The following is a 25106-nucleotide window of genomic DNA, read 5'->3' on the forward strand; positions in this document are numbered from 1 at the left end:
AATATTTTGATTAGTGAAAAGGACGTTTTAGTTATCCTTTGATGTTGCAGACGGGGTAGGTTCGGACGACTTTGTCACCGATTCCGAGGGCGTCGGACACCTTCACAACCTCGTCCACGTCCTTGTAGACGCCCGGTGCCTCTTCCGCGACCGTCGCCCCGCTCTGGGCTTTGACGTAGATGTGTTCCTGCTCGAGTTCGTCCTGCACGTCACCACCCCAGTAGTCCTTCTTTGCCTGCGTTCTACTCATCACTCTGCCCGCTCCGTGGGCGGTCGAACCGAAACTGAGATTCATCGACTCCTCGCCGCCGCTGAGGACGTAGCTTCCGGCCCCCATGCTTCCGGGAATGATGATGGGTTGGCCAACGTCGAGATACGCACCAGGAACCTCGGGATGCCCCGCGGGAAACGCCCTGGTCGCGCCCTTCCGGTGGACGAACAGTTCCTTTTCCTCTCCGTCCACGTCGTGCCTCTCCTTTTTCGCGATGTTGTGCGCCACGTCGTACAGCAGTACCATCTCCATCTCCTCCCACGACCGGTCGAACACGCGCTCGAACACCTGTCGTGTTCGGTGCATGATGAGTTGGCGGTTCACCCACGCGAAGTTGATTGCTGCACCCATCGCTTGATAATATTCCTCGGCAAGTTGGCTCCCAGCAGGGGCCGCGGCGAGTTCCTTATCCGGGAGTTTCGACAGCAGGCCCGAATGGGTTTTCTCGATTTTCCGTAGGTAGTCGTTACAGACCTGATGGCCCAGACCCCTGCTCCCACAGTGGATGAGAACGACGATTTGGTCTTCCGACAGGCCGTAGACGTCGGCGACATCCTCGCGGAACACGTCGGTCACGCGCTGGACTTCGAGGAAATGGTTGCCACTGCCGAGGCTCCCCAACTGATTTTTCCCGCGGTCTTTCGCCTTCTGCGAGATTGCCGACGGGTCGCTTTCCTCTCGGACGCCCTCGTCCTCACAGTGTGCGAGGTCGGCTTCCGTCGCGTAGCCCTCATCAAGCGCCCACGCCATCCCACGGTCGAGAACGTCGTTGACGGTGTCGATATCGCCCTCGACGACGCCACCGCCGCCGAGTCCCGACGGGATGTTGGCGAACAGGCCATCCACCAGTTCCTCCTCCTTCCCACGAATGTCCTCGTAGGTGAGGTTCGTCCGCATCATCCTCACGCCGCAGTTGATGTCGTATCCCACTGCACCCGGCGAGATACATCCGTTTTCGGCATCGATTCCCGCGACACCACCGACGGGGAAGCCGTATCCCTGATGGCCGTCCGGCATGCAGAGAGCGTACTTCTGTACGCCCGGCAGATGTGTCGTGTTCTTCAACTGTTCGAGGGTTTTATCGTCCGCGATCTGTTCGAGTAATTCCTCGCTGGCGAACACTCGCGCAGGCGTGCCCATTCCGTCTTCTTTCGGGATTTCCCAGACATACTCCCGAACCCGTTCGAGCGTGATGTCCCCCGCGTTGTACGTATCCATACCTGAAAATTAGCACCGAACCCCGAAGACGTTTCGGGGTTCGGTTGTCGGCTACCTACACGTCAAAAACCACATACGCCCGCCACCCGTCCGCCGTTTCCTCGACGGTCATTTCGGAATAGGTGACGGCCTTGATTTCTCGCGCCCGGAGCCCGTCGAGCGGGACGCCCCGGGCGGTTCCGGCGAGCGTCCACTCGTCGTCGGCTTCGTGGACACTCGCTTCGTTCTCGACGGGCAACACGGCACGAACGTCGCGCTCGTAGATGAGTTCGTCCAAGTAGTCGAACAACAGTGCCTCACGATTTTCGGCGCGCACTTCGACCTCGAATCGCTCGCCGGAGTCCGGAATGTCGTCGCACATCGCGGCGGCTAACCCGTCGGCGACGGCGGCGAACGCAGTAGAGAGGGAATCGCCGGTAGATTCTACTGCAACGTCGGCGGTGTGCTCGCGGAGCACGTAGTTCATTGTTTGATTATCGGTGGCTATCGGTATCAGGCTTGCCAAACCGCTCGTGTCAATCGCTTCTTATGCCGGTGGAATTATATTCACCTGTCTGCTACTCCATCTCAGTGAGCGTAAACATCGACACGCGCATCGTCTCGCCGGGCGACAATCGCTACGTCGAAGCGGCGTGGCAGCTGAAGGAGAAAATCCGGCAGAGCGAAGGCGTGCTGAAACAACGACGGGGGTTTTTTACCGACGCATACCGGCGGTCAACGGTCTACTGCTACCTCACGGACGGTGAAGGTGGCGAACGACTCATCGGCTTTGCGGCGGTGCGCCGTGACGGCTACATTCTCTTTCTCGCGGTTGACCCCGATTTCAGGGGCGAAGGATTCGGCGAGCGATTGGTTGCACGGGTCGCGAAAAATCACGCCACGGTTACCTGCCACGCCCGCAGTACCAACGAGAACGCGCTCGACTTCTATCGCCATCTCGGGTTCGCCGTCGAACGCCGAATCGACAACTACTACGAAGACGGCGGCAACGCTTTCTATCTCCGCTTGGGCGAAGAAGAGAGCCTCACGAAGCGTCTGTCAGACATCATGCGCGGATAGCCGGATCGATTGATTACGATGTCGGTACCCCCCGTAGCGACCGGTTTGCGGTTCTATTTTCCCCTGTTGGGCGGGTAATCTCCCATTGATTCGACCAATTGTGACTTGACTGGTCGCCATCGATTTACGCCGTCAACCACTCGTCATCCTCCTGCAGTACCGCGATTTCCGAACCGAAACGAGTGCTTGAACTGAAGAAACAACGCTTTAACCGTTCGGTGATTCATCAACTGACGATGGAAGAGCGGACGCGAGCGTATCTTCGGGGACGGTTTCGCGACCACTACCGGACGGTACAGCCGGAACTACCGCCGAATGCGGACGAGCGCGAATGGGGATATATCCCGTGGACTCCCGGGCCGGGAACGACGATGGTTCGTCACAACTCCCTCCTTGACCTCGGCACGCTCGGGGGATTTCTGGAAAGTGAACGTCCGCGCCACGTCTACTTCTCCGCCGGGCGGTACAGAAATCCCGGCGCGGGTACGATGGGCGAAAAGGACTGGCAGAGCGCCGACCTCGTCTTCGACTTGGACGCGGATCATCTCCCGGGCGTCACTCCCGATACACCGTACGCTGAAATGTTGGCACGCGGGAAGGAGGAACTGCTCGACCTGCTCGATTTGCTCGACCAGGATTTCGGCTTCAAAGACATGACGGTCGTCTTCTCCGGAGGTCGAGGCTATCACGTCCACGTCCGGGACGATGGCGTCCTGCACTTAGACAGGGAGGCTCGCCGGGAGGTCGTGGACTACATCCGGGCAGCGGACGTGGAGTTCGAGTCGTTGGTCGAATCGGAGGCGGTCGCCGGAATCGGGCTGAAAAACCCAACCCAAAAGCGCACCCTCCCGACCGACGACGGGTGGGGCGGCCGTGTCTATGACCATCTCTGTTCGTTCATGGACGAACTCCTAACGATGGACGAGGAGGACGCCATCGAACGGTTACAGGAGTTCGATGGAATCGGCACTGGGAAAGCGACGGGAGCGTACAACGCCGCCAAAAACAACCGCCGAGAGGTCGAACGCGGCAACGTCGATGTCCACCCCGCGTTTTACCAACTCGCCCGGGTGCTCGCAGCGGAGGTGTTCGCGGCTGAAACCGCGGCAGTTGACGAACCGGTGACGACGGACACCCATCGCCTCATTCGGCTTCCCGGGAGTCTCCATGGCGGCAGTGGGTTGGAAGTGACTCAAATCTCGCGGGACGACCTCGCCGATTTCGACCCGCTTCGAGATGCGGTTCCGGAGACGTTCACGAGGCATGACGTGACTGTCGAATTGGAAAAGGAAACGGAAGTCGAGATCGGGGGCGAAAGCTTTACGCTTCCGGCAGGCAATGTCTCAATTCCCGAATACGTGGCCATCTTTCTTATGGCACGTGACCGGGCAGAAAAAGGGAAAGAATGAACCTCGACGAACTCCGCAGCGTCCAGAGCAAGGAGCGTTCGAAGGATAGCCTGCAACATCTGCGGGAGTCTTTCTACGCAGACGTTGGGAGCTACATCTGCGACCTGCGTGAGGAGCGTGAGCGGGCCGCCGAGCGGGCAGATGACCCGTTCGATTCCGCCGAGGTAAACCGGCTGACCGACGAGATTCAGACGGCAGAGGAAGTCGTCGAAGCGATATACGAACGACGAGTGGGGAAAGTCGTCAAACGCGCGAGTCTCGCGGCGGCGGGTATCCCGGCCGATGAAGAGGGGTTGACGAACGAAGAACAAACGCTGTTCGCCGATCTGGTAGACCGAATCGAGGCGAACAAATCGACTGTGCTCGATGTGCTGGCCGGTACTGAATCGACGAGCGGTTCCGAGGACACGACGGAATCCGAAACTACTACCGGGTCAGAACCGGCGACGGAGGGGAACGCACGTGATTCGGAACCGACCGAATCGACATCAGTCGCCGAGGACGACCGCCCGTCCGCGGAAGCAGCAGCGATTGCTGGCAGTACGGACGATGCGGATTCGCCGAGCGGCGAGTCACCGAACGCAGGCAGCGGCGAGTCACCGAACGCAGGCGAACGAGCATCCAGCGGTACGGGTGAGGAGACCGAGAGCGCTCCGGAGCCGGCGCTCTCCGAGGAACGAACGACGGTTCGAATTACCCGCGATATCGGTGAAATTCTCGGCGTGGACGAGCGAGCGTACGACCTCACAAGCGAAGATGTGGTGTCGCTTCCTGCGGAAAACGCCGGGCCGCTCATCGAACGAGAGGCGGCCGAAAAGTTGGATTAGCGACTTCAATTCGACCAAATCTTTGATTTTATGATAGCTGACTGAAAACGGATAGCAATGCCCATCGAACTCGCGCTCATCCCCATCGCCTTCTACGGCGTCTACGTGTTTACGCAGTATCAGGATACGCAAGACCACGATGCGGACGAAGCGACCGAAGATATCGCCCCGCTTCGCGAATGGGCTACGTTTCTGGGCAGTCTCCTGCTCATCGCGGTGGCGGTCGAAGGACTCGTCGAGGACGCCCTCGGTTTCGGCGAACTGTTCGACACGCCGAACTTCATTTGGGGGGCTGACGGTCATCGCCGCCGGAACCAGCCTTTCCGACACGCTCGTAAGCGTTCGGGCCGCCCGCGAAAACAACGGTGTCACCAGCCTTGCCAACGTGTTTGGAAGCAACGTGTTCGACCTGCTCGTCGCGGTTCCAGCAGGAGTGCTCATCGCGGGGTCTGCCGACATCGATTTCACCGTCACGGTTCCGATGATGGGCTTTCTCACCCTCGCAACGGTCGTCGTGTTCGGATTTCTCCGAACGGATCTCGTCCTCACAAACAGCGAATCGTGGGGTCTGTTGGGTTTCTACGGCCTGTTCGTCGTCTGGCTGTTGCTCGAAACGGTTGGCGTGACGAATCTCGTTCCGGGAACGTAAGCCGAAAACTGCCCCGCGACGGCGGAGCAGTAGACCGGTGACACAAACGCAAAAAACAGCAGTTTACACGGCTGCCGAGGGCCGACTCACTCACCCCGAGCGAGGAGCGACAGCGACGAATGAGCGGGCCGACGACTGACCGCAGGGAAGGAGGAGTGCTTTTGATGAATCTTTCACAGTGAGCTAGCAGGGGCGATGACATCAGTCACCGCCCCTGCCTGCGACCGTCGTAAAAGGTTTTATTGGAACGTCCGTCCCAACTGTTCTTCCGTCTCGGGTTCGGCACTGTCGAACCGTTCTTCGATTTCTGCGTAGCGTTCGCGGGTCTCCTCGGTGACGCTCGGCGTCACCTCGCCCAGCGCGTTCTCGAAGTGTTCGGCGGTGATGCGGACGTTGCCGACGCTTTCGCCGATATCCTCGGGTGAGACGCTCTTGATGAACTCCCGGCTCGCGGCCATCGCGGCCTCGCGGCAGACAGCCTCGATGTCGGCACCGACGTATCCCTCGGTCTGTTCCGCGAGTTCGTCCAAGTCAACGTCGTCGGCCAACGGCTTGTGACGGGTGTGAACCTCGAAGATGGCCCGGCGAGCCACCTCGTCAGGAACCGGCACGTGGACGTGTCTGTCGAGGCGACCCGGGCGCAGGAGCGCCGAGTCGATGAGGTCGGGGCGGTTCGAGGTGGCGATGACCACCACGTCTTCGAGTTCTTCGAGGCCGTCGAGTTCGGTCAGCAACTGCGAGACGACGCGCTCGCTGACCTGCGAGCCACCGCCGCCGTCGCGGCCGCGCTCCGTGGCGATGGAGTCGATTTCATCGAAGAACACCACCGTCGGGGCGTTCTCGCGGGCCTTGCTGAACACTTCACGGACACCCTTCTCGGACTCGCCGACCCACTTCGACAGCAGTTCGGGTCCCTTGATCGAGATGAAGTTGCTGTCGCTCTCGTTGGCGACTGCTTTCGCCATCAGGGTCTTCCCGGTTCCGGGCGGCCCGTACATCAGGACGCCTTTTGCGGCCTGCATATCCAGCGATTGGAACACCTCGGGGTAGTCGAGCGGCCACTGGATGGTTTCACGGAGGCGTTCTTTCGTGTCCTCCAGCCCACCAACGTCCTGCCACGACACGTCGGGCACTTCAACGAAGACTTCGCGGAGTGCCGACGGTTCGATGCCCTTCAGCGCCTCCTTGAAGTCCCCTTCCGTGACTTTCAGCGACTCCAGTACGTCCGCCGGAATCTCGTCCGAATCGAGGTCGAGTTCCGGGCGGACGCGCCGGAGCGCGTTCATCGCGGATTCGCGGGCCAGCGATTCCAGGTCGGCCCCGACGAACCCGTGGGTGTTGTCGGCGTACTCCTCCAAATCGATGCTGTCTGCGAGGGGCATCCCACGCGTGTGGACTTGCATGATTTCGAGGCGACCGTCGCGGTCCGGGACACCGATTTCGATTTCGCGGTCGAAGCGACCGCCTCGGCGGAGCGCGGGGTCAACCGCATCGACGCGGTTCGTGGCGGCGATAACCGTCACCTCACCGCGCTCTTCGAGGCCGTCCATCAGCGAGAGCAGTTGGGCGACGACACGCCGTTCGACGTCGCCACCGGCCTCCTCGCGCTTGGGTGCGATGGAGTCGATTTCGTCGATGAAGATGATGGCCGGGGAATTCTGTTCTGCCTCCTCGAACACCTCACGGAGTTGCTCTTCCGACTCGCCGTAATATTTCGACATGATTTCCGGCCCCGAGATGGTTCGGAAGTAGGCGTCGATTTCGTTGGCGACGGCCTTCGCCATCAGGGTTTTCCCGGTTCCCGGCGGCCCGTGGAGGAGCACTCCCTTCGGCGGGTCGATGCCGAGGCGACTGAACAGTTCGGGGTGTCGCATCGGGAGTTCGATCATCTCCCGAACCTGTTCGAGTTCGCGCTCCAACCCGCCGATGTCCTCGTAAGTCACGTCGGGGCGGGCCTGTCCACCGCCACCGCCTCCGGCCGCGATTTCTTCGGCGGGGCGTTCGCTGATTTGTATCTCGGTGGAGTCGGTGACGACGACCGTCCCGTCGGGGTCGGTGCTGGCGACCTTGAGCGGGATGGACTGACCGGATCCCATTCCCATCAGACCGAATCCGAACGGAATCGCCTGACCCTGGGTGATAGCCTGCCCGCTCAGCTTATCGCGGATGTGGGGCGCGATGTTGCCGCGAATCTGAAGATTTTGCGGGAGCGCAATCGTCACTTTGTTCGCAGGCTTGACGTCAGCCTTCTCGATGGTGACTTTGTCGTCGATGCCGACACCAGCCTCCTGGCGGAGTTTTCCGTCGATGCGGATGATTCCGCGACCTTCGTCCTCGGGGTAGCCGGGCCAGACACGCGCGACTGCGCGACCCTGACCGCGTCCCTCGATGACGATATAGTCGCCGTTCTCGACGCCAAGTTCCTCCATCGAACGTCGGTCAACCGCCGCGAGTCCGCGACCCGCGTCCTTCTGCTTTAACGGCTTGACAGTGAGTTTCATCGTCTCACCTCGATAGTGAGGACGCCGTTGTTGATAAACGCTTGCGCCTCTCCTGCTGGCAGTTCGACTTCCGTCTGGGTCTGCTCCCCGTCGTGCTCTGCGACGACGATTGCCACGTCTTCGAGCACGTCAACGGACACGTCCGCGGTACCGAAGTCGGCGACGATGACTTCTCCGTCGTCGTAGCTATACCGACGGGCGATACTTCCACTCTGTTGTGAGAGATGTTCGAGCGTCATCTTTAGCTAACCTTTGGTTAGTCGCAGAAGTATTTAAATCTTTCTCTGATCATGGCGCTACTGTACTGCGTTTTTCGAATATTCGGTAGAAATGCGGTTCCCAACCAAGTTCCTGCAATACTGCTTCCTCACGTCCGGAACTTTATGCTTCGCGCGTGTGAACGGTGCACCATATGGAAACAGTCACGCACCACGACCGAACGACAGCATATCGCCACGCAGACCGTGGTGGTGAGGGGGCCCCCGTCTTGTTCGTCCACGGAAGCGGCGGCACGCATGAACTCTGGAAAGCGCAACTCGCCCGTCTTTCTTCGTCGTTTCCCGTCGTCGCGGTCGATTTGAGCGGCCACGGTGAATCGGAGGACGTGGACGCCGACCCCGGATGGAGCACCCTCTCGGCCTACGCGGACGACGTGCTCGCGGTCGCCGAGGAAACCGGTGCACGAACACTCGTCGGCAACTCGCTCGGTGGCGCAGTCGTTCTTCATCTCGTCCTCGAACGCGACTTCGACCCCGAAGCCATCGTCCTCGTCGGAAGCGGCGCAAAACTCTCCGTGTTGGACGATTTGCTCACGTGGCTAGATTCGGATTTCGACCGCGCCGTCGAATTTCTCCACGACGGCGACCGTCTCTTTCACGACCCGGACGACCGGTACGTCGAACTCTCGAAGGAATCAATGTACGAGGTCGGACAGGGGGTAACCAGCCGGGATTTCCACTCCTGTCACACGTTCGATGTGCGTGACCGACTGGACGAAATCGCCGCCCCGACGCTCGCCGCCGTCGGTGAATACGACATGCTCACGCCGCCAAGGTATCACGAGTATTTGGCCGACAACGTTCGCGACGGCCAATTCGTAGAAATCGAAGATGCAGCACACCTCGCCATGCTCGAAACGCCGGACGCGCTCAACGGTATGCTAACGAGATTTTTGAACGGTGTTCGATAATCTAAACGTCAGTACACGCCGTCTAATTCCTCTTCTACATGCGAATGTTCCCTCGCGGGGAACTCGCCGGATTCGACTTCGTCACGGTACGCCGCAACCGCGCGCTCCATCTCGCCCCGCACGTCGCCGAACTGTTTTGCAAACGACGGGCTCCACTCACCCAATCCGACTGTGTCGTTGATGACGAGGACTTGGCCGTCCGTGTGCGGCCCGGCACCGATTCCGATGGTCGGGATGTCGAGTTCCTCGGTGATGGTCGCCGCGAGGTTCGCCGGGACGTGTTCCAAGACGAGCGAGAACGCGCCCGCCTCCTCGTGCTTTCGTGCAAGGTCGAGCATCTCGTCCGCTTCCTCCTGCGACGTGCCCTGTCGGGCATAGCCCGACTGGTTGACGTGCTGTGGCGTCAGTCCGAGATGTGCCATCACCGGAACCCCGAGTTGCGTCAGCGTTTCGGTCAACTCGATGGTGTGGCTGCCGCTCTCGATTTTGACCGCGTTCGCACCTTCCTCTTTCAGCATCCGACCGGCGTTTTCGACGGCGCTGTTCTCGTCGAATCCGAAGCTCAAGAATGGGAGGTCGGCGACGACGAGCGCGTCTTCGACGCCACGGGAGACGGCCCCGGTTCGACTCGCGACCTCGTCCACCGTCACCGGGAGCGTCGAATCGTATCCCAGCACTGCGTTACCCATGCTGTCCCCGACAAGTATCATGTCGATGTCGGCGTCGTCTACGATTTCCGCAGTCGGTGCATCGTAGGCCGTGAGCATCGTAATCGGCGCTTCGCCCGCCTTGGCGCGGATATCCCTCACCGTTGGCATACGTCAGACTCTTCGTTCGGGGGGCTTAACCTGCCCGGTCGATGATGGGTTCGCCGAAAACTGACCTGACAAACCTTAAGACGACCCGGTTCCCGTGTGCATCTGTGCCCGAACCAGTCGAAACCTACAATCCTGACGGTGTGGATTACGGGTGGGTGATGCAGGTCACCTTCGTCACGACCATCCTCATCGGTGCGCCAATCGTCGCGCTCATCGCGCTTTTCTCGGGAGTGTCGTTGCCGACGTGGGCATCGCGTGTCTCCTTCGCGGTTCGCGTCGGCGCAATCGTGTGGTTCTGTACCGCGATTTGCGTGTTTCTCTACGCTCGTAGCCAGCAGACGGATTGAAACGGCGGAATCGGCGGCGAAGTATGATGCGGGACGAAGTCACACACCCCCGAAAAACGGGCAGAAATCGGGAAATAAAGCGACCCCACAGTGGCACGACGTGTTGATAAATTATACTTTCGTATCGTGGCACCTCTACACCTGCGTGACCGATACAACGCATCAGGATTCACTCTGCATATTTGACATATGGGGTATTTATTAAAACTCGGCCAATAAAAGTATTAGTGCGAAATCCTGAGAAGTCGTCATGACGGGAACGATTGCCGAGGTGACGTTTCCCGCTGACGAATTCGCCCTGAATCAAACCGTTCAAACGCTCGAGACGATTCAGTTCGACATTGAGCAACTCGTCGCATACGACCGAAACTTGCTGACGCTATTCGTCTGGGTAGCGGCGAGCGACCGTGAGGCGGTCGAGTCCGCGTTCGATACCGACGAAAGCGTGGGCGAGTTCCAATTGATCGGCGACTTCGACACCAGATTTCTCTATCAGTTGGACTGGGTCGCCGACATCGACGCACTGGTTCACATTCTCGTCGAAGAACGAGGAGCGATTCTCGCCGCGACAGGGAGCGAAGAGCGGTGGTACCTCCAAGTTCTGTTCGCCGACCACGACGCCCTTGCACGCACCTACGACTACTGTGAAACGCGAGGAATCGACCTCGAAATCGAGAACATTCACGAGTTTTCGGGTGGGAAGAGTGGCCAGTTCGGGCTAACGCGAAATCAACACCGGACGCTCCGTCTCGCGTACGACCGAGGATACTACTCGGTTCCGCGAGAGACATCGGCGATGTCCCTCGCCGACGAACTCGGTGTGACACATCAATCGATATCGGAGCGACTTCGACGCGGACACGAAAATCTCGTGAAGAAATCGCTCATCATCGAAAACTAAACGAATTCGAAGGCAACGCCTGCGCGTTCCGCCGTCAGTTCGTCCCGAGGCGAGTCGCCGATGAAAACCGCATCGCCATCGACTCCCAGCGCCTGGAGGGTAGCACGCAGGGGTTCTGGATGCGGCTTTCGCGTCGCAACCGAGTCACGCCCGACGACAGCATCGACGTGCGCTGCGAGGTCGTGCGTTTCCAGGCTGACATGGCACGCCGCTTCGCAGTTCAGCGAACAGACGCCCACGGGTACGTCGCGGGAAAGCAGTTCGTCAGCGTGTGGGAGACGAGTCGAACGCCGCGCGCCGTCACATTCGTGTGCGCCGATAACGTCCTCTATCGCGTCGCGAGCGTTCGCCTTGTCAGCCAAATCGAGCATCTCCCAGAGGTCGGCGTCGCTCGCATCGACGCCGTGGGTCGCTAGCTCCGTCGTCACGTCGCGGGCCACCGTCTTCCAGTTCACGAGCAGTTGCACCAGCGTCCCATCGAGGTCGTAGACGACCGCCGAAACGTCATCAGTCACGGTCGTGCGTAGGGAGTTTGGAGGCAAAGGAACTTCGGTCGTCGAGTTAACTGCTCCATAAGTAAATCGGCTGGTGGACAGTATCCGATATGGGTGAACAGGGTCGTCGCTCCAACTGGTGGTATGGCGTGGCTATTCCTGCTGCGCTGGAGTTTGTGGGGTGGGCCGTCCTGAAACTGATGCAATCGTTTGCTGCTGGCCCCAGACAACTGGGAAGGCTCGACGCACTCGTCGCGCTATATGGTGGCGGCATCCCCGTTATACTGGGGTGGCTGTTGCTCCCCGTTTTTTCCGCCTCGCTGTTCATGGATGCTCGGCGACTTCGTGACGGTCAGTTTGGATGGAATCCGAACCCATACCTCTGGGCGAGCGTCGGACTGGTCGTTCCGATTATCGGCTTCGTACTGAACGTGTCGATGCTGAAAGTCCCGATTGCGGTGGCCTATCTGTACCGGAGATGGCGGTACGGAACGTACGTTCCGACAGTTCCGGACGAGTCCGCTGATGGTGACAACTACGGACAGGAGTACACCAACCGAAACGACCACGACGAAAACAATGGCGCAGAGACACCGCCCGCAACCGGTCGAATCACGCGATGATGGTACGCTGTGGCAATCCCGGCCGCAGTCTACCTCACCGGCCTCGTTGCAGTCACGACGATGACTATCCTACATAATAACCAACAAAATTTCGTCGGCACCCTCGCCGATAGTCTGTTGCTGGGTCACCTCTACCTGTTCGTAGGGTTCTACACCGTTTTCAGCCTCCTCTTCCATTTCTTGCTCATCCCGGTGTACTCCTACGGACTCTACAAGGATATGAGCGCAGTTCGGGATGCAAACGTCGAATGGACTCCTAATAGTCGTCTCTGGACGGGCATTGCCATCGTTCACCTGTTGGCGATATTCGTCGTTCCAGTGCTGTTCACCGTACCAGCAGGAATGGTGTACCTCTACAAGCGCCACCGATATCTCGGCACCCCGTAATCACTCGACCGCTTCCTCGACTGCTTCGACGAGCGCCGTCACGTCCGAACCGGGGTCGACGGTGAAAAATAATCCTTCCTCGTCGATGAGAACTCGAACGAGTATCACGTGTTGCATGTACGTTGCGAACGACCGCACCGCACCCGCATCGCGAAACACGTCCTCGAAGAGGTCTTTCTCCATAAAATCGACGTGGACGTAGGAGAGCACCTCTTCGAAATGGTCTACCATCTCTCGCTCACTGGCGTACAAATCGAGCGTCATCTGGTCGGAAAAGAGGGTGTTGAACTCCTCGGTGTCGTACTCCACGCAGAGGTGAACCGAATTGCTCGCTCGGTCTTTGAGAACAGCGACCGCTGCATCGGCGTCGAACGAGACGAGGGATGAATCGTTAGAGATGGTCATCGAATCTCGAAGATGCCTACCGAATCATGCATTCCGGCGATGTAGCATAAAGCTACTGGGGTTACCCGAGCAGGTTCCGGGCGATGACCTTCTTCTGAATCTCCGAGGTACCTTCGTAGATGGTCGTTATCTTCGAATCACGGTAGAGTCGCTCCACGTCGAAATCGGTCGTGTAGCCGTAGCCGCCGTGAATCTGCACGGCTTCGTTCGTGATCTCGACCGCGGACTCGCTGGCGAAATACTTCGCCATGCTCGCCGCCATCGAGTGGTCTTCGCCGGCGTCCGCGAGACGGGCCGCATCCCGAGTCAGCAGGCGTCCGGCTTGCAGTTTCGTCTGCATATCGGCGAACTTGTGCCGGATAGTCTGGATATCGGCGATCGGCTTGCCGAACTGCTCGCGCTCTCCCGCGTAGTCGATGGCTTGGTCGAGCGCCGCCTGCGACAGTCCGACTGCTTGACTGGCGATACCGATTCGGCCACCGGTGAGAATGTGGAAGGCCGCCGAAAGTCCACGACCCTCCTCAGTGAGGCGATACGCCGCTGGAATCCGCACGTTGTCGAAGATGAGGCTGGTCGTGTCGCTCGCACGCAGACCGAGTTTTTCCTCTTTTTTGCCGACTTCGACGCCCGCGTCCTTCGGCACGACGAACTGCGTGACGCTTTGCGGGTCGTCCCGGTCGGTTTTGGCGAACAGGATAATCACGTCGGCGCGCTTGCCGTTTGTAATCCACTGTTTCTTGCCGTTGATGACGTACTCGTCGCCCTCTTTGCGCGCTTCCGTGGACATCTCGGCGGGGTTCGACCCGGCCTCGGGTTCAGAGAGCGCGAACGCACCGACTGGACGACCCTCGGCCATCTCCGGCAGCCAGCGTTCCTTCTGCTCTTCATCGCTGAACTCGGCCAGACACGACGTGGCGAGACAATGCACCGACAGTGCCGTCGCCACCGACAGCGACCCGTAGGAAACCTGCTCGTTGGCGAGGCTGTACGTCATCTTGTCCACGTCGATGCCGCCGTACTTCTCGGGCACCGTCATACCCGTCAAATCGATTTCTGCGAGTCCGTCCCAGACGTCCTCGGGGAATTCCGCGGTCTCGTCACACTCCGCCGCAGTCGGCTGGATTTCCTCGACAGCGAACTCCCGAACCACGTCTCGAATGGCCCGTTGTTCCGGGGAGAGGTTCATACGCCTCCTTCGAGTGCTGGAGGAAAAAGATACCCGTTCCGCGTTTGCATCGTTCCGGATTTCGGAACCATCCCGCGACAGTCCGATAGCCGATTATCCGGTGTGTTGCCGCTTCCCAATATCTATTATCGATCTGTGCGAAATTTTTCATCATGGCAACGGATCCACCGCGAACCGAGAAACGCGACACCGTCGAAACGCTCCACGGCGAGGATATCTCCGACCCATACCGCTGGTTAGAGGGTGACGACGAGGGCGTCAAAGAATGGGTTACCGCACAGAACGAGTTCGCCGATTCTCATCTCAACACTGCGACCCGCGACGAACTTCAGCCCCGGTTCGAATCCCTCGCGAAAACTGCCGTGTATTTTCCGGTCACACCCACGTCCAGTGGCTATTTTCAGCGCGTGCTGTTTCCCGGTGACGACCTCCCAGTTCTGACGGTTCGGGACGAGTTCGACGGCGAGCGCCGCGTGCTCGCCGACCCGAACGATTGGAGCGACGACGGTACGCTGACGATAAACTGGTTCATCCCATCACCCGACGGCTCGCTCGTCGCCTACGGCGTCATGGAAGGTGGCACCGAACAGTACGACGTTCGCGTCATCGACGCCGAAACCGGCGACCTCGTGGACGAAATCCGGAACACGGGACGAACCGGCGAGTTCACAGTTGCGTGGGGCGACGATGGATTCTACTACGGTCGAACCGGGACGTTCGACGAAGGGGGACAACTCGACAAATCGGTGGCGTTCCACCGACTCGGCGATGACGAGAACGACGACCGAGAACTTCCGATCGAACTCGATGACCAGACGTGGGCAAGCCTCTACACCGATGATGACGGCGACCACGTCGTGGCCGCGCTCTTACGCGGGTGGGAACGTTCTGACGTGTACCACGAGCGAAACGGGGAGTTCGAACCGCTCATCGTCGGCGAAGACGCGATGTTCGTCCCCCACATCCACGACGACCGAGTCTTCTTCCGAACGAGTGCGGACGCGCAGAACTACCGTATTGGGGTCGCAAATATCGAGGAAGACGACCTGACCGCGAACGACCTCGAATCAGTCGTCCCGGAGCGAGAGGCCATCTTGAAGGACTTCACCGTCGCGGGCGACCACATCGTGGCGTTGTACGAACGGGATGCTGTCTCCGAACTCTCGGTATTCACACTCGACGGTGAACACGTCGAAGACGTTTCCCTGCCCGGAACCGGTTCGATAGACGGCTTGCGTGGGTCAAACGAAACCGACGATTGTTTCTTTCGCTTCCAGTCGTTCGACCAACCGCCGACAGTATACCGGTACGCGGTCGATGACGGCCTCACCGAAATCGACCGCCCGAAAGTCGCCATCGACGCCGACATCGAAGTCGAACAGGAGTGGTACGAATCGAAGGATGGAACCGAAATTCCGATGTTCGTCGTCCACGCTGGCGTCGAACTGGATGGGGACAATCCGACGGTTCTCTACGGCTACGGCGGGTTCGAAAACAGTCAGACGCCGACGTTCCGGCGCTACGCGATTCCGTTTCTCGAATGGGGTGGCGTCTTCGCCATCGCGAACCTTCGCGGCGGCGGCGAGTTCGGCGAAACGTGGCACCACGCAGCGCGAGAGGGGAACAAACAGAACACCTTCGACGATTTCATCGCGGCCGCGGAATACCTGACAGACCGAGGCTACACCCGACCCGAACGACTCGGAATCGAGGGGCGAAGCAACGGCGGCCTAACGGTCGGAGCGACGCTCACCCAGCGACCCGACCTGTTTTCCGCCTGCCTCTGTATCGTCCCGCTGCTCGATATGCTCCGGTACCACAAATTCCTGCTTGGCGCGTCGTGGACAGCGGAGTACGGGTCGCCTGACGACCCTGACGCGTTCGAGTACATCCACGACTATTCGCCGTATCACAACGTCGAAGCGCGGGAGTATCCCGCCGTCCTGTTCAAAACCGCCAAGGGAGACAGCCGAGTGCATCCGTTCCACGCCCGGAAGATGACCGCGCGAGTGCAGGAGCTGAACACGTCCGACCAGCCCATCCTGCTCCGCGAGGAACGAGACACGGGCCACGGGACGGGCAAGCCGACGGAAATGGTCGTCCGCGAGAAGTTGGACGAATGGACGTTCCTCTTCGACCGGTTAGGCGTCTGATTCGGCGTCGATGGTTCGCTTTTACTCGCGCAGAAACGCGACGATTTCGTCCGGTTCCGCCGATAGCCCACCACCCTGCGCGAAGGACGGACTGCCACCGCCGCCACCGCCGAACTCGGCGGTTACTTCGTCCACCACGTCACCCGCTCCGATTTCGCCATCCGCACCGACGACGAGGAACGTCGCACCGTCTTCGCCGGTGAGAACGACTACATCAGCCACGTCGCCCGCGAGTGTTCGAACACGGTCTGCGAGTTCGTTCGAGCCGATGCCGTCGATGGCACCGACCAACCATTCGGTACCGTTTCGGGACACCGTCTCGTCCGCGAGTTCCTCGATTTTCGCATCGACGACCCGCGATTTCGCATCTTGCAATTCAGATTCGAGAGTATCGAGTTCGTCAGTCAGTCGGGTGATTTCTTCGGACAAGTCCGCGACGCTCGTTCCCGCGACTCGCGCCGCATCGAGTGCGAACCGCTTTTGGTCGGTTTTGTGGCGGAGGGCTGCTGGACCGACTGCGAACTCGACGCGCGTCAGCCCTTCGCCCGGGTTCGAGCGTTCGAGCACGGTAACGGGGCCAATTTCCTGCGTGTTCCTGACGTGGGTTCCGCCACAGGCCGCCACGTCCCAGCCGTCGATTTCTACGACTCGAACCGTGTCCGAGTCGCTCAGCACGCCCTCCTCGGTTTTCGTGTTGAACGCGATATCTGCCCGTTTCATCGCGACTTCCTGTGGAACCTCCTCCCACGAAACGGGAAGCGAGTCCCAGACCGCGCGGTTGGTCAGACGCTCGAGTTCGACCAGCAACGCGTCGTCGATGTCCGTGGATGTCTCGAAATCGACGCGGATTTTCTCCGCACTGATGTCGAATCCGCCGTATCCGAGGTCGTCCAACAGTCGCCTACCTGCGCCGTAGAGGACGTGACTCGCCGTGTGTGCTCGCATGCAGTAGGTTCGGAACTCTTCATCGACGTGGGCGACGACAGCGTCGCCCGCTTCGAAATCCGGATTTGAGTCGGTGGCCGACTCGGCGTCGAGTCGATGAACTACCGCACCGTCACGCTTCTGTACGTCTTCGACACGAAATCCGCCGATGACACCTTTGTCGGCGGGTTGGCCACCACTCTCCGAGTAAAAGAACGTCTCGGAGAGCACCACGTCACGCCCGTCACGTCGTTCGACCGTCGTCTCGAAACTCGTCCGATAGGGTTCTGCAGGTGCGCGAGTCATACCCGTTCTCCGAAACGGGGAGACAAAAACGCTACGCCGATTCCGACAACGTCAGGTTGAGACGGTCTTCCAGCGCCTCGATAACCGACCCGCCGACGCCCGCACGGTTCGCGCGGTTCTGTTCGACAGCGAGGAGGTGTTTTTCCTGAATCCCGAGTTCGTCGGCGAGTTCTCCGCGTTGGAGGCCCGCATCCTGTCGCGCTTCGATCACGCTATCACCGTAGTTGGAGACGAGATATGGAAGTGGGTCGCTGTCGTAGTTCGTCCCTTCCTCTTCCCAGTGTCGTGCGTCGCCTTTGCGAGCGTCGTCCATCCTCGCCGTGCGCTGGGCAGCCCGGCGTTTCCGATCCTGTTCGCTCGGTTCCGTGGACTCGGTTTCAGTGCGCTTTGCCGCATCGTTGTGGCTTGCGCAGTTCCCACACACCTCTAATCGTGCGCCTGCGACGCTGACCTCTGTAAGCGAGTCGGTCGCTTTGCCGCAGAGTTCACAGGAACCGCCACCACCACTGCCGGAGGAGTTCCCGGTCGAGTACTTGGCCATGCACCTGTTAGGGAGGGGAAACATTTCAATATCGCGTTTGTACTCCGGAGCAAAGTGCGCGAACTCTCCGAACACGTCGAACGCCCCGAACGCTTATTCGCGGAGTCGTCGTGTTGCTGTCGGGGGAACTGGGATGCTTAGTGCGCGAAATCGATTGACAGGAGAGGTCGTAGAAGTCGAAACGGGCGACGTTACCGCCGAAGTTACGCTCGACGTAAACGATGAGACGATAACGGCGGTCATCACCCGTGAATCGGTCGAAAACCTCGAAATCGAGGAAGGAATGGAACTGACAGCAGTAATCAAGGCGACGGATGTGATGGTTCGGTCGGACTAGTGCGGTCGAGGGCGAACGCTTTTTTCGGCTCATCGTGTCGTTCCCGTTATGAGTGGTATCGTCTTCTTCGCCAGCGAACCCGTGAACCGACCGTCGAATTCTACACCGACCGCCTCGGTGCGGACGTATGGCTCGAACAGACCGACTGTACGATTCTGCAATACGACAACATGCTCTTCGGGTTTTGTGCGCGCGAGTCGGCGGATACCGACGAAATTCTCACCTTCGTCACCGACGACCGCAATGGTGTCGATTCGTTGTATGACGAACTGGAAGACTGCGCACGCGAGCAACCGGAGGCAAATCCGGCCTACGATATCTACCACTTCTTTGCGGACGACCCCGAGGGGCGAACCGTCGAAGTGCAGACGTTCGGCCACGAGGAGGGATAGGTTCCATCGCAAAAGCCTCACTGACCGTTCGTAACTTCCGGCCCGAATCGACAGACGGATTTATCGGCTTTCGACTACGGATTTTATGGACAATTTCGGCTACACCACCGAAGTCGAAACACGCTACCGCGATTTCGACACGATGGGACACGTCAACAACGCGGTGTACGCGACCTATCTCGAACAGGCGCGACTCAACTACTTTCGGGACGTCATTGGCGTTCAACTGGACGAAATCAGCGGCGTCGTCGCCCATCTCGAAATCGACTACCGGCGGTCGATAACCCCCGATGACGAGGTGACCGTCGCCATGCGCGTCCCGGAACTCGGCGACTCCAGCATCACGATGGAATATGAAATTCGGGCGGGGGACGACGTTGCCGCCACTGCCGAAGTCGTGCAGGTCGCCATCGACCCAGACACGGGCGAACCCACGGCGATCTCTTCAGAACTGCGAGACCGTATCGTAACGCACGAGCGTCTTTGACCGGAATCGCTTTGCCCACTGTATGCGACATTTTCGCATGAAAACCGTTTTCCACGTTTCGACGCCGGAGGTCGCCGAACGCGCCGTCTCGAAAGTCGAAAACCTCCTCGCGGACGAGACGCTCGAAATCGATACCGTCGCCGTCCTTTTCGACGCCGGGAGAGCAATCGCAACCCTCGAACGCGATTCGGATATCGCCGACGACGTTCGGAAACTGCTCGACTGGGGCGTCGAGTACAAGGCGTGCAGCAACGCGATTCGAAGTCCCGCGGTGGACGAATCGAACCTCGTCGCGGGCGTCGAAACCGTCTCATCAGGCGTCGGCGAACTAACTCGCCTCCAGACGCGAGAGTACGCCTACATTCGGCTGTGAAGGCCGTGAACCCAATTTTGGTATGAAAATAACACAGCAATCAGCGATTGCTGTGAGAGCCTGAAACGAGCCAGCCACTGCTGGTGAGTGTTGTTTCAGTAGGATTGTGCGTGGGTGATGTCCTCGAAGGAGATCACCTGCATCGTGTTCGGCGGTTACACCGCCTCACAGTTCGCGGCGAAGCCGCGCATGCGATGCGTGGGACCGGATTTGAACCGGCGGACCCCTACGGGACAGCGCCCTCAACGCTGCGCCGTTGGCCTAGCTTGGCTACCCACGCCCGCTGTGTCTTTCTGCACTCAATCGTAGATGGTGGCCTAATAAAAGGCCTTTCATTTGCATTGCCGACGAGAACAATTCGCACGGAAAGCGTGAAAGGAGCCACTACATTCATGATTACGGGATGCGATACAACGAAAGATGCCCCTCCAACGGCTCATCAACTGGTTTCGAAACACCCGAATCGACTATGTCTGTGCCGACTGCGGGCGAGCGTTCGACCTGCCGCTCGATTCCTGTCCATCCTGTGAGGCGGAACCACTCCATCGAATCGTGAAGTAACTGGTATGCCTCCAGAGTCCTAACGCGAGGATATGGAGTCTACGGTACGAAACAACGTTCCGGCGCTGACCGTGCTGTTGACATTCGTTTCGCTCGCGCTGGTGTTCGCCGCGGTGCTCGGCATCATTCCGAGGGGGTCGATTCCGCGCGCGCCCCATTCGTTTCTGGAAGCGATTCCACGCGTCAACGCCGTCATCAGCCTCATCGCAATCGGCGTCATCGGCACCGCGTGGCACGACATCCGCCGCGGAAACATCGCTCGACACCGCGCCGGAATGCTGACCGGCGTCGTGTTGTTCGTCGCCTTCCTTGGTCTCTATCTCTACCGCGTATCGCTGGAGGGGCCGACCGAGTTCGCAGGCCCGGAAACCGTCTACCAGTTCGTTTACCTGCCGGTGTTGGCGATTCATATGCTGTTGGCCATCGCCTGCATCCCGCTACTCTACTACGTGCTCCTGCTTGCGCTCTCGTATCCAGTCAGCGAACTTCCGAAGACGAACCATCCACGAGTCGGGCGCATCGCGGCGACGCTCTGGCTGATTTCCTTTTCTCTCGGCGTGGTCGTCTACGCTCTTCTCTACATCGTCTACTGAGAACCAAAATTTGATTTTCGCGTGCTACCTAGCCGCATGATATTTGCTTCGACGGCCCTTACGATACGTATGCCAATTCCGGGGTACGACGAGGACGACTTGGACGAGATGCTCGAAGAACGACTGGAAGAACACGATGAGCAGTTCCTAACGCCGAGCCAGCGCGAGGAGTACGAAAACGGCGGCAGCCTCCTCGACATCCTTAGTGAAGACGACATCCACCGACTTCTGGACAAAAAAAAGTGAATTGGGGAGGGAGTGCGAGGGTGGAAACGGCGTGACAGCAAACCGTCTTTCGATTTTTGTCGGAATCTGCGCGAATGACCTGCGGGACTCGGCGGATGAAGGGCGAGAACGGAGCGAGTGAAACGAGCGACGTTCGAGGGCTTCGTTTGAACCAGCTTCAGCCAGCGTCCCTGTAGTCGTGGCAGAATCCGAACCCGCTCCGAACGATACTGACTCGAACGGGATAACCACAATTGCTGGTTCAAACGAAGCCCTCAGTCACCTCGGAAGACTCACTTCGTTCGTCGTCCGTCGGCTCCTTCGCCCTTCATCCGCCGATGGAGTGTGAACGCGAAAATAGTGTTTTCTTGGTTGATTCTCTTGCCTATCGTTTGCGGACGACTCGCCTTCGCTCGTCGTCCTCGCTGTCGTTTCGAAAATCAGCCTTCTCAAAAATCCGTTCGTTTAGTCGCTGGCACCCTCAATAACCGGACGCGACACGTCGCGGTCGGTCTCCTCGTCCTCGATGTCGTAGGGATATTCGCCGGTTACACAGCCCAAACAAAGGTCTCCCTGCTGGACAGCGAGCGACTCCGCGATGGCCTCCTTCGAGAGGTAGGCGAGACTGTCTGCGGCGATGGCGTCCCGAATCTCCTCGACGGATTTGTCGGAGGCGATGAGTTCCTCGCGGGTAGCCATGTTGATGCCCATGTAACACGGCGCGACGATTGGCGGGGCACCGATTCGCATGTGGACTTCTTCCGCTCCACAGTCCTTGAGCAGTTGAACAAGTTGCGTCGAAGTCGTCCCGCGAACGATGCTGTCGTCGATGATGGTCACGGTGCGGCCCTCGACGGTCGATTTGATGGGGTTGAGTTTGAGACGTACCGCGCGCTCCCGTTCGTCCTGCGTCGGCATGATGAACGTCCGCCCGACGTAGCGATTTTTCATCATCCCTTCCGCGAACTCCACGTCCGAGCCGTCCTCCTGTGCCGCCTCAGCATAGCCCGACGCGAAGGCGCGACCCGAGTCCGGTACGGGCATTACGACATCGGATTCGATGCCGCTTTCCTCCCAGAGTTTTCGGCCGAGTTCTCGCCGCACTTCGTAGACGAGATTGCCGTCGATGACGCTGTCCGGCCGGGCGAAGTAGACGTGTTCGAAAAAGCAGTGGGCGGTTTGGTCGCGCTTCACGAGTTGATAGGTGTCGTATCCCTCGCCATCGGCTTGGAGGACGACGAGTTCGCCGGGGCGAACGTCGCGAACGAGTTCACCATCGATGGTGTCGATAGCCGAAGATTCGCTGGCGATGACGTAGCCGTCATCGACTTTGCCGATGACAAGTGGGCGATTACCCTCCGGGTCGCGCACGCCGAGGACTGTGTCGTCGTGCATGATGGCTAACGAGTACGACCCATGGATGCGGTTCATCGTTCGCTTGACCGCACGGATGAGATCTTCTTCCAGTAGGTTGCGCGCTAAATCGTGCGCGATAACTTCGGTGTCGCCGTCGGAGGTAAAGGCGTGACCCTTCCCGGCGAGTTCGTCCCGAATCTTGTCGGAGTTGACGAGGTTGCCGTTGTGCGAGAGCGCGAGCGACCCGCTCTTGAACGAGACGGTAAACGGTTGTGCACAACTCTTATCCACGCTTCCGGCGGTCGGATAGCGGACGTGCCCGATTCCGGCGCTCCCTTTGAGCCCGTTGATATCCTCCTCGTCGAAGGCGTCGCCGACGAGACCCATCGAAACGTGGTCGTGTTGTTGAAATCCGTCGTGCGTGACGATTCCCGCCGACTCCTGCCCGCGGTGTTGGAGGGCGTACAGCGAGTAGTACAGGGGGCGTGCCGCGTCTCGACCTGCGAGTGACGCGCCGACGACGCCGCATTTCTCCGTCGGCCCGCCGAGGTTCCCGTCCCGGCCAGTTGACATAGCTGACCATAGCACGGGCCAGTAGTAAAAACCCCCGTTATCGTGCCGTATTCAGTATCCCGACGGAACCAAATATACATATTTGTGTATATCTTGTGTCGATAGATACACCGACGGCTCACCGGTGAATGAGTAAGAGGAAAAATTCAACAGCAGACGCTTAGTTGTCGCCTGCTCGGCTCTGCCACTCGTAGCTTCGCTGCTTGCTCGACTTACCGAAACCGCACGACGAGCATTCTTTCTTTCGCGAGTGGTACGATTTCTCGCCACAGCGGCGGCACTTTACGTGAGTCGTCTTGTTCTTCTTGCCCTGGCTTGGGGTTCCTGCGCCAGTCATGGATTAATCGAAACGACGTTATCGCCGCGTATAATGGTTGTGTCTTCGTCTTCGATGACGAGATTCATGTGCTGGTCGTAGCCGGTAAGCGTGCCGGTGTACTCCTCGCCACCCTTCAACTGCACAGTCACAACAGAGTTCAGCGACGCTTCGAGAACGTCGAGTGGTCGTCCGCTCATATCAACAAACCCAGTGTTTGTGTTGATAAACGTACCGGAACGCAAGTCCAAACCTTCCGCTCGTACTGAATTTAGAGGTCGACGGAGAAGCCGTCCCGGTCGCTCGCCCGCACAGCGAACTCGGCGAGCAGGTCGGTCGACGCCTCCAAATCGTCGGTGTCGATGACTTCGACGGGGGTATGCATGTAGCGATTCGGCAGGCCGAGATTGAGCGACGGCGTTCCACCACGGGCAGTGAAAAAGGCGTCCGCGTCCGTTCCGGTTCGAATCCCCGCGGCTTGTAGTTGGACGGGGATGTCGGCTTCACGTGCCGCCTCGCGGACTGCAGAGACGACTTCGGGATGGTTCGTACTTCCACGGGCGACGACGGGGCCACCTCCGAGTTCGATATCGATGTCGCCGTATCGTTCTTCGCTGGTCACGTCGGGACTGTCCATCGCGTGCGTCACGTCTACGGCGACGATGGCGTCGGGGTCGAGGTCGAACCCGACCATCTTCGCCCCTTGCAGTCCGACTTCCTCCTGCACCGTGCTGACGGCGTACACCGTCGCATCGGTACCACGTTCCGCTGCGCGCCGAAGCGCCTCCGCGGCGACCCACGTCCCGACGCGGTTGTCGATACCCGGTCCGGCCAATCGTGAACCGTGCAGGTCTTCGATGGTCGGCGAGAAAACGATGGGGTCGCCCACGTCCACGAGTTCGTTGGCTTCGTCTTCTGACGTTGCGCCGATATCGACGTGCTGTTCGGCGATATCCTCGAACTCGTCGTCCGCCGTATCGCGCAGGTGAATCGCTCGTTGGCCGACGACGCCGGTGACGATGCCGTCGTCGGTGTGAATCTCGACGTGCTGGCCCTTCGTCACGGTTCTGTCCGACCCACCGATTTTATCGACGCGGACGAACCCGTCGTCGTCGATGCCAGCAACGATGAGACCGATTTGGTCAGCGTGGCCCGCGAAGGCGATTTCGGGGCCGTCGCCTTCGACAACAGCGACAGCGTTACCGTATTCGTCCGTTCGAACTTCGTCGGCGAATTCGGAAACGTATTCGACCCAGACGCGCTGTCCCGGAACCTCGAATCCCGATGGACTGGGCGTCGTCAGCAGTGTCTGTAAAAACGCACGACGGTCTTCGTTCATACTGATGAACGAGACCCGATGTATCTTCAACCCCTCGAACATCGCCATGAAATGAAATCTAGTGGACAACTATCCCGAACCGATAAGAGCAAGATAACCGAATGGAATGATATGGGGTTTTTCGAACTACACCTACACGAACCGAACCTCACGCTCAACGTGGGCGGCGAAAGGCCGGAACTCGACTGGGGTCGAACTGAAAGTGGACGAGACGAGGGGGGACAGGAACAGCCACCGATTACGGGGAAACTCGGGCCAGTTCTCATCCTTCTCGCAGTCATCGTCCTCGCCGTCGTACGGAATCGACGCCGAGGGTAGAAACGCGCGGACAGAAGGATTTTGTCCG

General features: G+C 59.3%; 31 protein-coding genes, 1 tRNA gene and 1 pseudogene. 18 read left to right on the forward strand and 15 right to left on the reverse strand.

The genetic code is table 11. From position 1 onward, the window contains the following. Nucleotides 1-31: 31 nt before the first annotated feature. Together ACN2TU_RS08305 and ACN2TU_RS08310 are read right to left on the reverse strand one after the other, a co-directional pair. Nucleotides 32-1489, reverse strand: coding sequence for an RtcB family protein (locus ACN2TU_RS08305; RefSeq protein WP_435154587.1), 1458 nt, complete (start codon nucleotides 1487-1489; stop codon nucleotides 32-34). A gap of 55 nt (nucleotides 1490-1544) precedes the next feature. Next, entirely contained in the window at nucleotides 1545-1955 is a 411-nt protein-coding gene (locus ACN2TU_RS08310; protein WP_435154589.1) for an archease, read from the reverse strand. 104 nt (nucleotides 1956-2059) lie between these two features. Between ACN2TU_RS08310 and ACN2TU_RS08315 the strand changes: the two genes are divergently transcribed. The 4 genes from ACN2TU_RS08315 (at nucleotide 2060) to ACN2TU_RS08330 (ending at nucleotide 5433) form a co-directional block, all read left to right on the forward strand. Next, the gene (locus tag ACN2TU_RS08315; protein WP_435154591.1) at nucleotides 2060-2548 is read left to right on the forward strand and encodes a GNAT family N-acetyltransferase; all 489 of its coding nucleotides are present in this window, start codon (nucleotides 2060-2062) and stop codon (nucleotides 2546-2548) included. Between the two features lie 236 nt (nucleotides 2549-2784). Beyond that, the gene (priS, locus tag ACN2TU_RS08320) at nucleotides 2785-3957 is read left to right on the forward strand and encodes a DNA primase small subunit PriS (protein ID WP_435154592.1); all 1173 of its coding nucleotides are present in this window, start codon (nucleotides 2785-2787) and stop codon (nucleotides 3955-3957) included. Continuing rightward, complete coding sequence (locus ACN2TU_RS08325; protein ID WP_435154593.1) at nucleotides 3954-4784, forward strand: DNA replication complex subunit Gins51; 831 nt, start codon at nucleotides 3954-3956, stop codon at nucleotides 4782-4784. Before priS ends, ACN2TU_RS08325 begins: the two co-directional genes overlap by 4 nt. Before the next feature lie 139 nt (nucleotides 4785-4923). Continuing rightward, on the forward strand, nucleotides 4924-5433 hold the full coding sequence (locus tag ACN2TU_RS08330; RefSeq protein ID WP_435154594.1) for a sodium:calcium antiporter: 510 nt from the start codon (nucleotides 4924-4926) through the stop codon (nucleotides 5431-5433). Nucleotides 5434-5672: 239 nt separating this feature from the next. On the opposite strand, the gene ACN2TU_RS08335 is transcribed toward ACN2TU_RS08330, so the two are convergent. Together ACN2TU_RS08335 and ACN2TU_RS08340 are read right to left on the reverse strand one after the other, a co-directional pair. After that, nucleotides 5673-7934 carry a CDC48 family AAA ATPase gene (locus ACN2TU_RS08335; RefSeq protein ID WP_435154595.1) on the reverse strand — a complete coding sequence of 754 codons (2262 nt, stop codon included), beginning with the start codon at nucleotides 7932-7934 and terminating at the stop codon, nucleotides 5673-5675. Next, nucleotides 7931-8173 carry a DUF7127 family protein gene (locus ACN2TU_RS08340; protein ID WP_435154597.1) on the reverse strand — a complete coding sequence of 81 codons (243 nt, stop codon included), beginning with the start codon at nucleotides 8171-8173 and terminating at the stop codon, nucleotides 7931-7933. Before ACN2TU_RS08340 ends, ACN2TU_RS08335 begins: the two co-directional genes overlap by 4 nt. A 173-nt stretch (nucleotides 8174-8346) precedes the next feature. Here ACN2TU_RS08340 and ACN2TU_RS08345 point away from each other — a divergent pair, with 173 nt between their 5' ends. Beyond that, entirely contained in the window at nucleotides 8347-9123 is a 777-nt protein-coding gene (locus ACN2TU_RS08345; protein ID WP_435154598.1) for an alpha/beta fold hydrolase, read from the forward strand. 8 nt (nucleotides 9124-9131) lie between these two features. On the opposite strand, the gene panB is transcribed toward ACN2TU_RS08345, so the two are convergent. Beyond that, entirely contained in the window at nucleotides 9132-9941 is an 810-nt protein-coding gene (gene panB, locus ACN2TU_RS08350) for a 3-methyl-2-oxobutanoate hydroxymethyltransferase (RefSeq protein WP_435154600.1), read from the reverse strand. Nucleotides 9942-10045: 104 nt separating this feature from the next. Here panB and ACN2TU_RS08355 point away from each other — a divergent pair, with 104 nt between their 5' ends. Both ACN2TU_RS08355 and ACN2TU_RS08360 read left to right on the forward strand, forming a co-directional pair. Beyond that, a complete protein-coding gene (locus tag ACN2TU_RS08355; RefSeq protein WP_435154602.1) occupies nucleotides 10046-10288 on the forward strand; it encodes a DUF5822 domain-containing protein in 243 nt (80 codons plus the stop codon). A 250-nt stretch (nucleotides 10289-10538) separates the two neighbouring features. Continuing rightward, nucleotides 10539-11189, forward strand: a complete 651-nt coding sequence (locus ACN2TU_RS08360) for a helix-turn-helix domain-containing protein (RefSeq protein WP_435154603.1) — start codon at nucleotides 10539-10541, stop codon at nucleotides 11187-11189. Here the strand turns inward: ACN2TU_RS08360 and ACN2TU_RS08365 are convergent. Continuing rightward, a complete protein-coding gene (locus tag ACN2TU_RS08365) occupies nucleotides 11186-11704 on the reverse strand; it encodes an HAD family hydrolase (RefSeq protein ID WP_435154604.1) in 519 nt (172 codons plus the stop codon). The two genes, ACN2TU_RS08360 and ACN2TU_RS08365, sit on opposite strands and share 4 nt — an antisense overlap. Before the next feature lie 89 nt (nucleotides 11705-11793). On the opposite strand from ACN2TU_RS08365, the gene ACN2TU_RS08370 reads away from it, so the two are divergent. Together ACN2TU_RS08370 and ACN2TU_RS08375 are read left to right on the forward strand one after the other, a co-directional pair. Then, nucleotides 11794-12306: a hypothetical protein gene (locus ACN2TU_RS08370; RefSeq protein WP_435154606.1), complete on the forward strand. Its 513-nt coding sequence runs from the start codon at nucleotides 11794-11796 to the stop codon at nucleotides 12304-12306. Between the two features lie 9 nt (nucleotides 12307-12315). Beyond that, on the forward strand, nucleotides 12316-12693 hold the full coding sequence (locus ACN2TU_RS08375) for a hypothetical protein (protein ID WP_435154607.1): 378 nt from the start codon (nucleotides 12316-12318) through the stop codon (nucleotides 12691-12693). Here ACN2TU_RS08375 and ACN2TU_RS08380 read toward each other — a convergent pair whose 3' ends face one another. Continuing rightward, nucleotides 12694-13098, reverse strand: coding sequence for a hypothetical protein (locus tag ACN2TU_RS08380; protein ID WP_435154609.1), 405 nt, complete (start codon nucleotides 13096-13098; stop codon nucleotides 12694-12696). A gap of 61 nt (nucleotides 13099-13159) precedes the next feature. Further along, nucleotides 13160-14284 carry an acyl-CoA dehydrogenase family protein gene (locus ACN2TU_RS08385; protein ID WP_435154610.1) on the reverse strand — a complete coding sequence of 375 codons (1125 nt, stop codon included), beginning with the start codon at nucleotides 14282-14284 and terminating at the stop codon, nucleotides 13160-13162. A 152-nt stretch (nucleotides 14285-14436) separates the two neighbouring features. Here ACN2TU_RS08385 and ACN2TU_RS08390 point away from each other — a divergent pair, with 152 nt between their 5' ends. Then, nucleotides 14437-16437 carry a prolyl oligopeptidase family serine peptidase gene (locus tag ACN2TU_RS08390; RefSeq protein WP_435154611.1) on the forward strand — a complete coding sequence of 667 codons (2001 nt, stop codon included), beginning with the start codon at nucleotides 14437-14439 and terminating at the stop codon, nucleotides 16435-16437. Between the two features lie 21 nt (nucleotides 16438-16458). On the opposite strand, the gene ACN2TU_RS08395 is transcribed toward ACN2TU_RS08390, so the two are convergent. Both ACN2TU_RS08395 and ACN2TU_RS08400 read right to left on the reverse strand, forming a co-directional pair. Then, a complete protein-coding gene (locus ACN2TU_RS08395) occupies nucleotides 16459-17667 on the reverse strand; it encodes an alanyl-tRNA editing protein (RefSeq protein ID WP_435154613.1) in 1209 nt (402 codons plus the stop codon). Nucleotides 17668-17698: 31 nt separating this feature from the next. Further along, complete coding sequence (locus ACN2TU_RS08400; RefSeq protein ID WP_435154615.1) at nucleotides 17699-18208, reverse strand: helix-turn-helix domain-containing protein; 510 nt, start codon at nucleotides 18206-18208, stop codon at nucleotides 17699-17701. A 133-nt stretch (nucleotides 18209-18341) separates the two neighbouring features. Between ACN2TU_RS08400 and ACN2TU_RS08405 the strand changes: the two genes are divergently transcribed. The 4 genes and pseudogenes from ACN2TU_RS08405 (at nucleotide 18342) to ACN2TU_RS08420 (ending at nucleotide 19797) form a co-directional block, all read left to right on the forward strand. Continuing rightward, complete coding sequence (locus ACN2TU_RS08405) at nucleotides 18342-18545, forward strand: TOBE domain-containing protein (protein WP_435154617.1); 204 nt, start codon at nucleotides 18342-18344, stop codon at nucleotides 18543-18545. A gap of 48 nt (nucleotides 18546-18593) precedes the next feature. Continuing rightward, nucleotides 18594-18937, forward strand: a pseudogene (locus ACN2TU_RS08410) (VOC family protein). Between the two features lie 85 nt (nucleotides 18938-19022). After that, nucleotides 19023-19424, forward strand: coding sequence for an acyl-CoA thioesterase (locus tag ACN2TU_RS08415; protein WP_435154618.1), 402 nt, complete (start codon nucleotides 19023-19025; stop codon nucleotides 19422-19424). 22 nt (nucleotides 19425-19446) lie between these two features. Continuing rightward, entirely contained in the window at nucleotides 19447-19797 is a 351-nt protein-coding gene (locus ACN2TU_RS08420; protein WP_435154620.1) for a DsrE family protein, read from the forward strand. Nucleotides 19798-19992: 195 nt separating this feature from the next. Here ACN2TU_RS08420 and ACN2TU_RS08425 read toward each other — a convergent pair. Continuing rightward, nucleotides 19993-20077, reverse strand: a tRNA-Leu gene (locus tag ACN2TU_RS08425). Between the two features lie 140 nt (nucleotides 20078-20217). On the opposite strand from ACN2TU_RS08425, the gene ACN2TU_RS08430 reads away from it, so the two are divergent. The 3 genes from ACN2TU_RS08430 to ACN2TU_RS08440 all read left to right on the forward strand — a co-directional run bounded on the left by ACN2TU_RS08430 (nucleotide 20218) and on the right by ACN2TU_RS08440 (nucleotide 21197). Then, the gene (locus tag ACN2TU_RS08430) at nucleotides 20218-20358 is read left to right on the forward strand and encodes an FmdB family zinc ribbon protein (RefSeq protein ID WP_435154621.1); all 141 of its coding nucleotides are present in this window, start codon (nucleotides 20218-20220) and stop codon (nucleotides 20356-20358) included. Between the two features lie 32 nt (nucleotides 20359-20390). Continuing rightward, nucleotides 20391-20951, forward strand: coding sequence for a DUF420 domain-containing protein (locus tag ACN2TU_RS08435; protein WP_435154623.1), 561 nt, complete (start codon nucleotides 20391-20393; stop codon nucleotides 20949-20951). Between the two features lie 69 nt (nucleotides 20952-21020). Continuing rightward, entirely contained in the window at nucleotides 21021-21197 is a 177-nt protein-coding gene (locus ACN2TU_RS08440) for a DUF8027 family protein (RefSeq protein WP_435154625.1), read from the forward strand. A 444-nt stretch (nucleotides 21198-21641) separates the two neighbouring features. Here ACN2TU_RS08440 and purF read toward each other — a convergent pair whose 3' ends face one another. From purF to ACN2TU_RS08460, 4 genes are all read right to left on the reverse strand, one after another. Further along, a complete protein-coding gene (gene purF, locus ACN2TU_RS08445; RefSeq protein ID WP_435154626.1) occupies nucleotides 21642-23105 on the reverse strand; it encodes an amidophosphoribosyltransferase in 1464 nt (487 codons plus the stop codon). Between the two features lie 160 nt (nucleotides 23106-23265). Further along, nucleotides 23266-23442: a 50S ribosomal protein L37e gene (locus ACN2TU_RS08450; protein ID WP_227775825.1), complete on the reverse strand. Its 177-nt coding sequence runs from the start codon at nucleotides 23440-23442 to the stop codon at nucleotides 23266-23268. Beyond that, entirely contained in the window at nucleotides 23439-23621 is a 183-nt protein-coding gene (locus ACN2TU_RS08455) for an LSM domain-containing protein (protein ID WP_049970133.1), read from the reverse strand. Before ACN2TU_RS08455 ends, ACN2TU_RS08450 begins: the two co-directional genes overlap by 4 nt. Before the next feature lie 71 nt (nucleotides 23622-23692). Beyond that, nucleotides 23693-24760, reverse strand: coding sequence for a M20/M25/M40 family metallo-hydrolase (locus ACN2TU_RS08460; protein ID WP_435154629.1), 1068 nt, complete (start codon nucleotides 24758-24760; stop codon nucleotides 23693-23695). A gap of 111 nt (nucleotides 24761-24871) precedes the next feature. Here ACN2TU_RS08460 and ACN2TU_RS08465 point away from each other — a divergent pair, with 111 nt between their 5' ends. Beyond that, nucleotides 24872-25078: a hypothetical protein gene (locus ACN2TU_RS08465; RefSeq protein WP_435154630.1), complete on the forward strand. Its 207-nt coding sequence runs from the start codon at nucleotides 24872-24874 to the stop codon at nucleotides 25076-25078. Nucleotides 25079-25106 lie beyond the last annotated feature (28 nt).

The organism is Haladaptatus marinus (assembly GCF_051194195.1).

Bases quoted from the DNA above. Each gene is read 5' to 3' on its own strand.
- ACN2TU_RS08305 (WP_435154587.1), bottom strand. From the start codon at position 1,489: ATGGATACGTACAACGCGGGGGACATCACGCTCGAACGGGTTCGGGAG.
- ACN2TU_RS08310 (WP_435154589.1), bottom strand. From the start codon at position 1,955: ATGAACTACGTGCTCCGCGAGCACACCGCCGACGTTGCAGTAGAATCT.
- priS (WP_435154592.1), top strand. From the start codon at position 2,785: ATGGAAGAGCGGACGCGAGCGTATCTTCGGGGACGGTTTCGCGACCAC.
- ACN2TU_RS08325 (WP_435154593.1), top strand. From the start codon at position 3,954: ATGAACCTCGACGAACTCCGCAGCGTCCAGAGCAAGGAGCGTTCGAAG.
- ACN2TU_RS08330 (WP_435154594.1), top strand. From the start codon at position 4,924: ATGCGGACGAAGCGACCGAAGATATCGCCCCGCTTCGCGAATGGGCTA.
- ACN2TU_RS08335 (WP_435154595.1), bottom strand. From the start codon at position 7,934: ATGAAACTCACTGTCAAGCCGTTAAAGCAGAAGGACGCGGGTCGCGGA.
- ACN2TU_RS08340 (WP_435154597.1), bottom strand. From the start codon at position 8,173: ATGACGCTCGAACATCTCTCACAACAGAGTGGAAGTATCGCCCGTCGG.
- ACN2TU_RS08345 (WP_435154598.1), top strand. From the start codon at position 8,347: ATGGAAACAGTCACGCACCACGACCGAACGACAGCATATCGCCACGCA.
- panB (WP_435154600.1), bottom strand. From the start codon at position 9,941: ATGCCAACGGTGAGGGATATCCGCGCCAAGGCGGGCGAAGCGCCGATT.
- ACN2TU_RS08360 (WP_435154603.1), top strand. From the start codon at position 10,539: ATGACGGGAACGATTGCCGAGGTGACGTTTCCCGCTGACGAATTCGCC.
- ACN2TU_RS08370 (WP_435154606.1), top strand. From the start codon at position 11,794: ATGGGTGAACAGGGTCGTCGCTCCAACTGGTGGTATGGCGTGGCTATT.
- ACN2TU_RS08380 (WP_435154609.1), bottom strand. From the start codon at position 13,098: ATGACCATCTCTAACGATTCATCCCTCGTCTCGTTCGACGCCGATGCA.
- ACN2TU_RS08385 (WP_435154610.1), bottom strand. From the start codon at position 14,284: ATGAACCTCTCCCCGGAACAACGGGCCATTCGAGACGTGGTTCGGGAG.
- ACN2TU_RS08390 (WP_435154611.1), top strand. From the start codon at position 14,437: ATGGCAACGGATCCACCGCGAACCGAGAAACGCGACACCGTCGAAACG.
- ACN2TU_RS08395 (WP_435154613.1), bottom strand. From the start codon at position 17,667: ATGACTCGCGCACCTGCAGAACCCTATCGGACGAGTTTCGAGACGACG.
- ACN2TU_RS08400 (WP_435154615.1), bottom strand. From the start codon at position 18,208: ATGGCCAAGTACTCGACCGGGAACTCCTCCGGCAGTGGTGGTGGCGGT.
- ACN2TU_RS08405 (WP_435154617.1), top strand. From the start codon at position 18,342: ATGCTTAGTGCGCGAAATCGATTGACAGGAGAGGTCGTAGAAGTCGAA.
- ACN2TU_RS08415 (WP_435154618.1), top strand. From the start codon at position 19,023: ATGGACAATTTCGGCTACACCACCGAAGTCGAAACACGCTACCGCGAT.
- ACN2TU_RS08420 (WP_435154620.1), top strand. From the start codon at position 19,447: ATGCGACATTTTCGCATGAAAACCGTTTTCCACGTTTCGACGCCGGAG.
- ACN2TU_RS08430 (WP_435154621.1), top strand. From the start codon at position 20,218: ATGCCCCTCCAACGGCTCATCAACTGGTTTCGAAACACCCGAATCGAC.
- ACN2TU_RS08435 (WP_435154623.1), top strand. From the start codon at position 20,391: ATGGAGTCTACGGTACGAAACAACGTTCCGGCGCTGACCGTGCTGTTG.
- ACN2TU_RS08440 (WP_435154625.1), top strand. From the start codon at position 21,021: ATGCCAATTCCGGGGTACGACGAGGACGACTTGGACGAGATGCTCGAA.
- purF (WP_435154626.1), bottom strand. From the start codon at position 23,105: ATGTCAACTGGCCGGGACGGGAACCTCGGCGGGCCGACGGAGAAATGC.
- ACN2TU_RS08450 (WP_227775825.1), bottom strand. From the start codon at position 23,442: ATGACTGGCGCAGGAACCCCAAGCCAGGGCAAGAAGAACAAGACGACT.
- ACN2TU_RS08455 (WP_049970133.1), bottom strand. From the start codon at position 23,621: ATGAGCGGACGACCACTCGACGTTCTCGAAGCGTCGCTGAACTCTGTT.
- ACN2TU_RS08460 (WP_435154629.1), bottom strand. From the start codon at position 24,760: ATGAACGAAGACCGTCGTGCGTTTTTACAGACACTGCTGACGACGCCC.
- ACN2TU_RS08465 (WP_435154630.1), top strand. From the start codon at position 24,872: ATGGGGTTTTTCGAACTACACCTACACGAACCGAACCTCACGCTCAAC.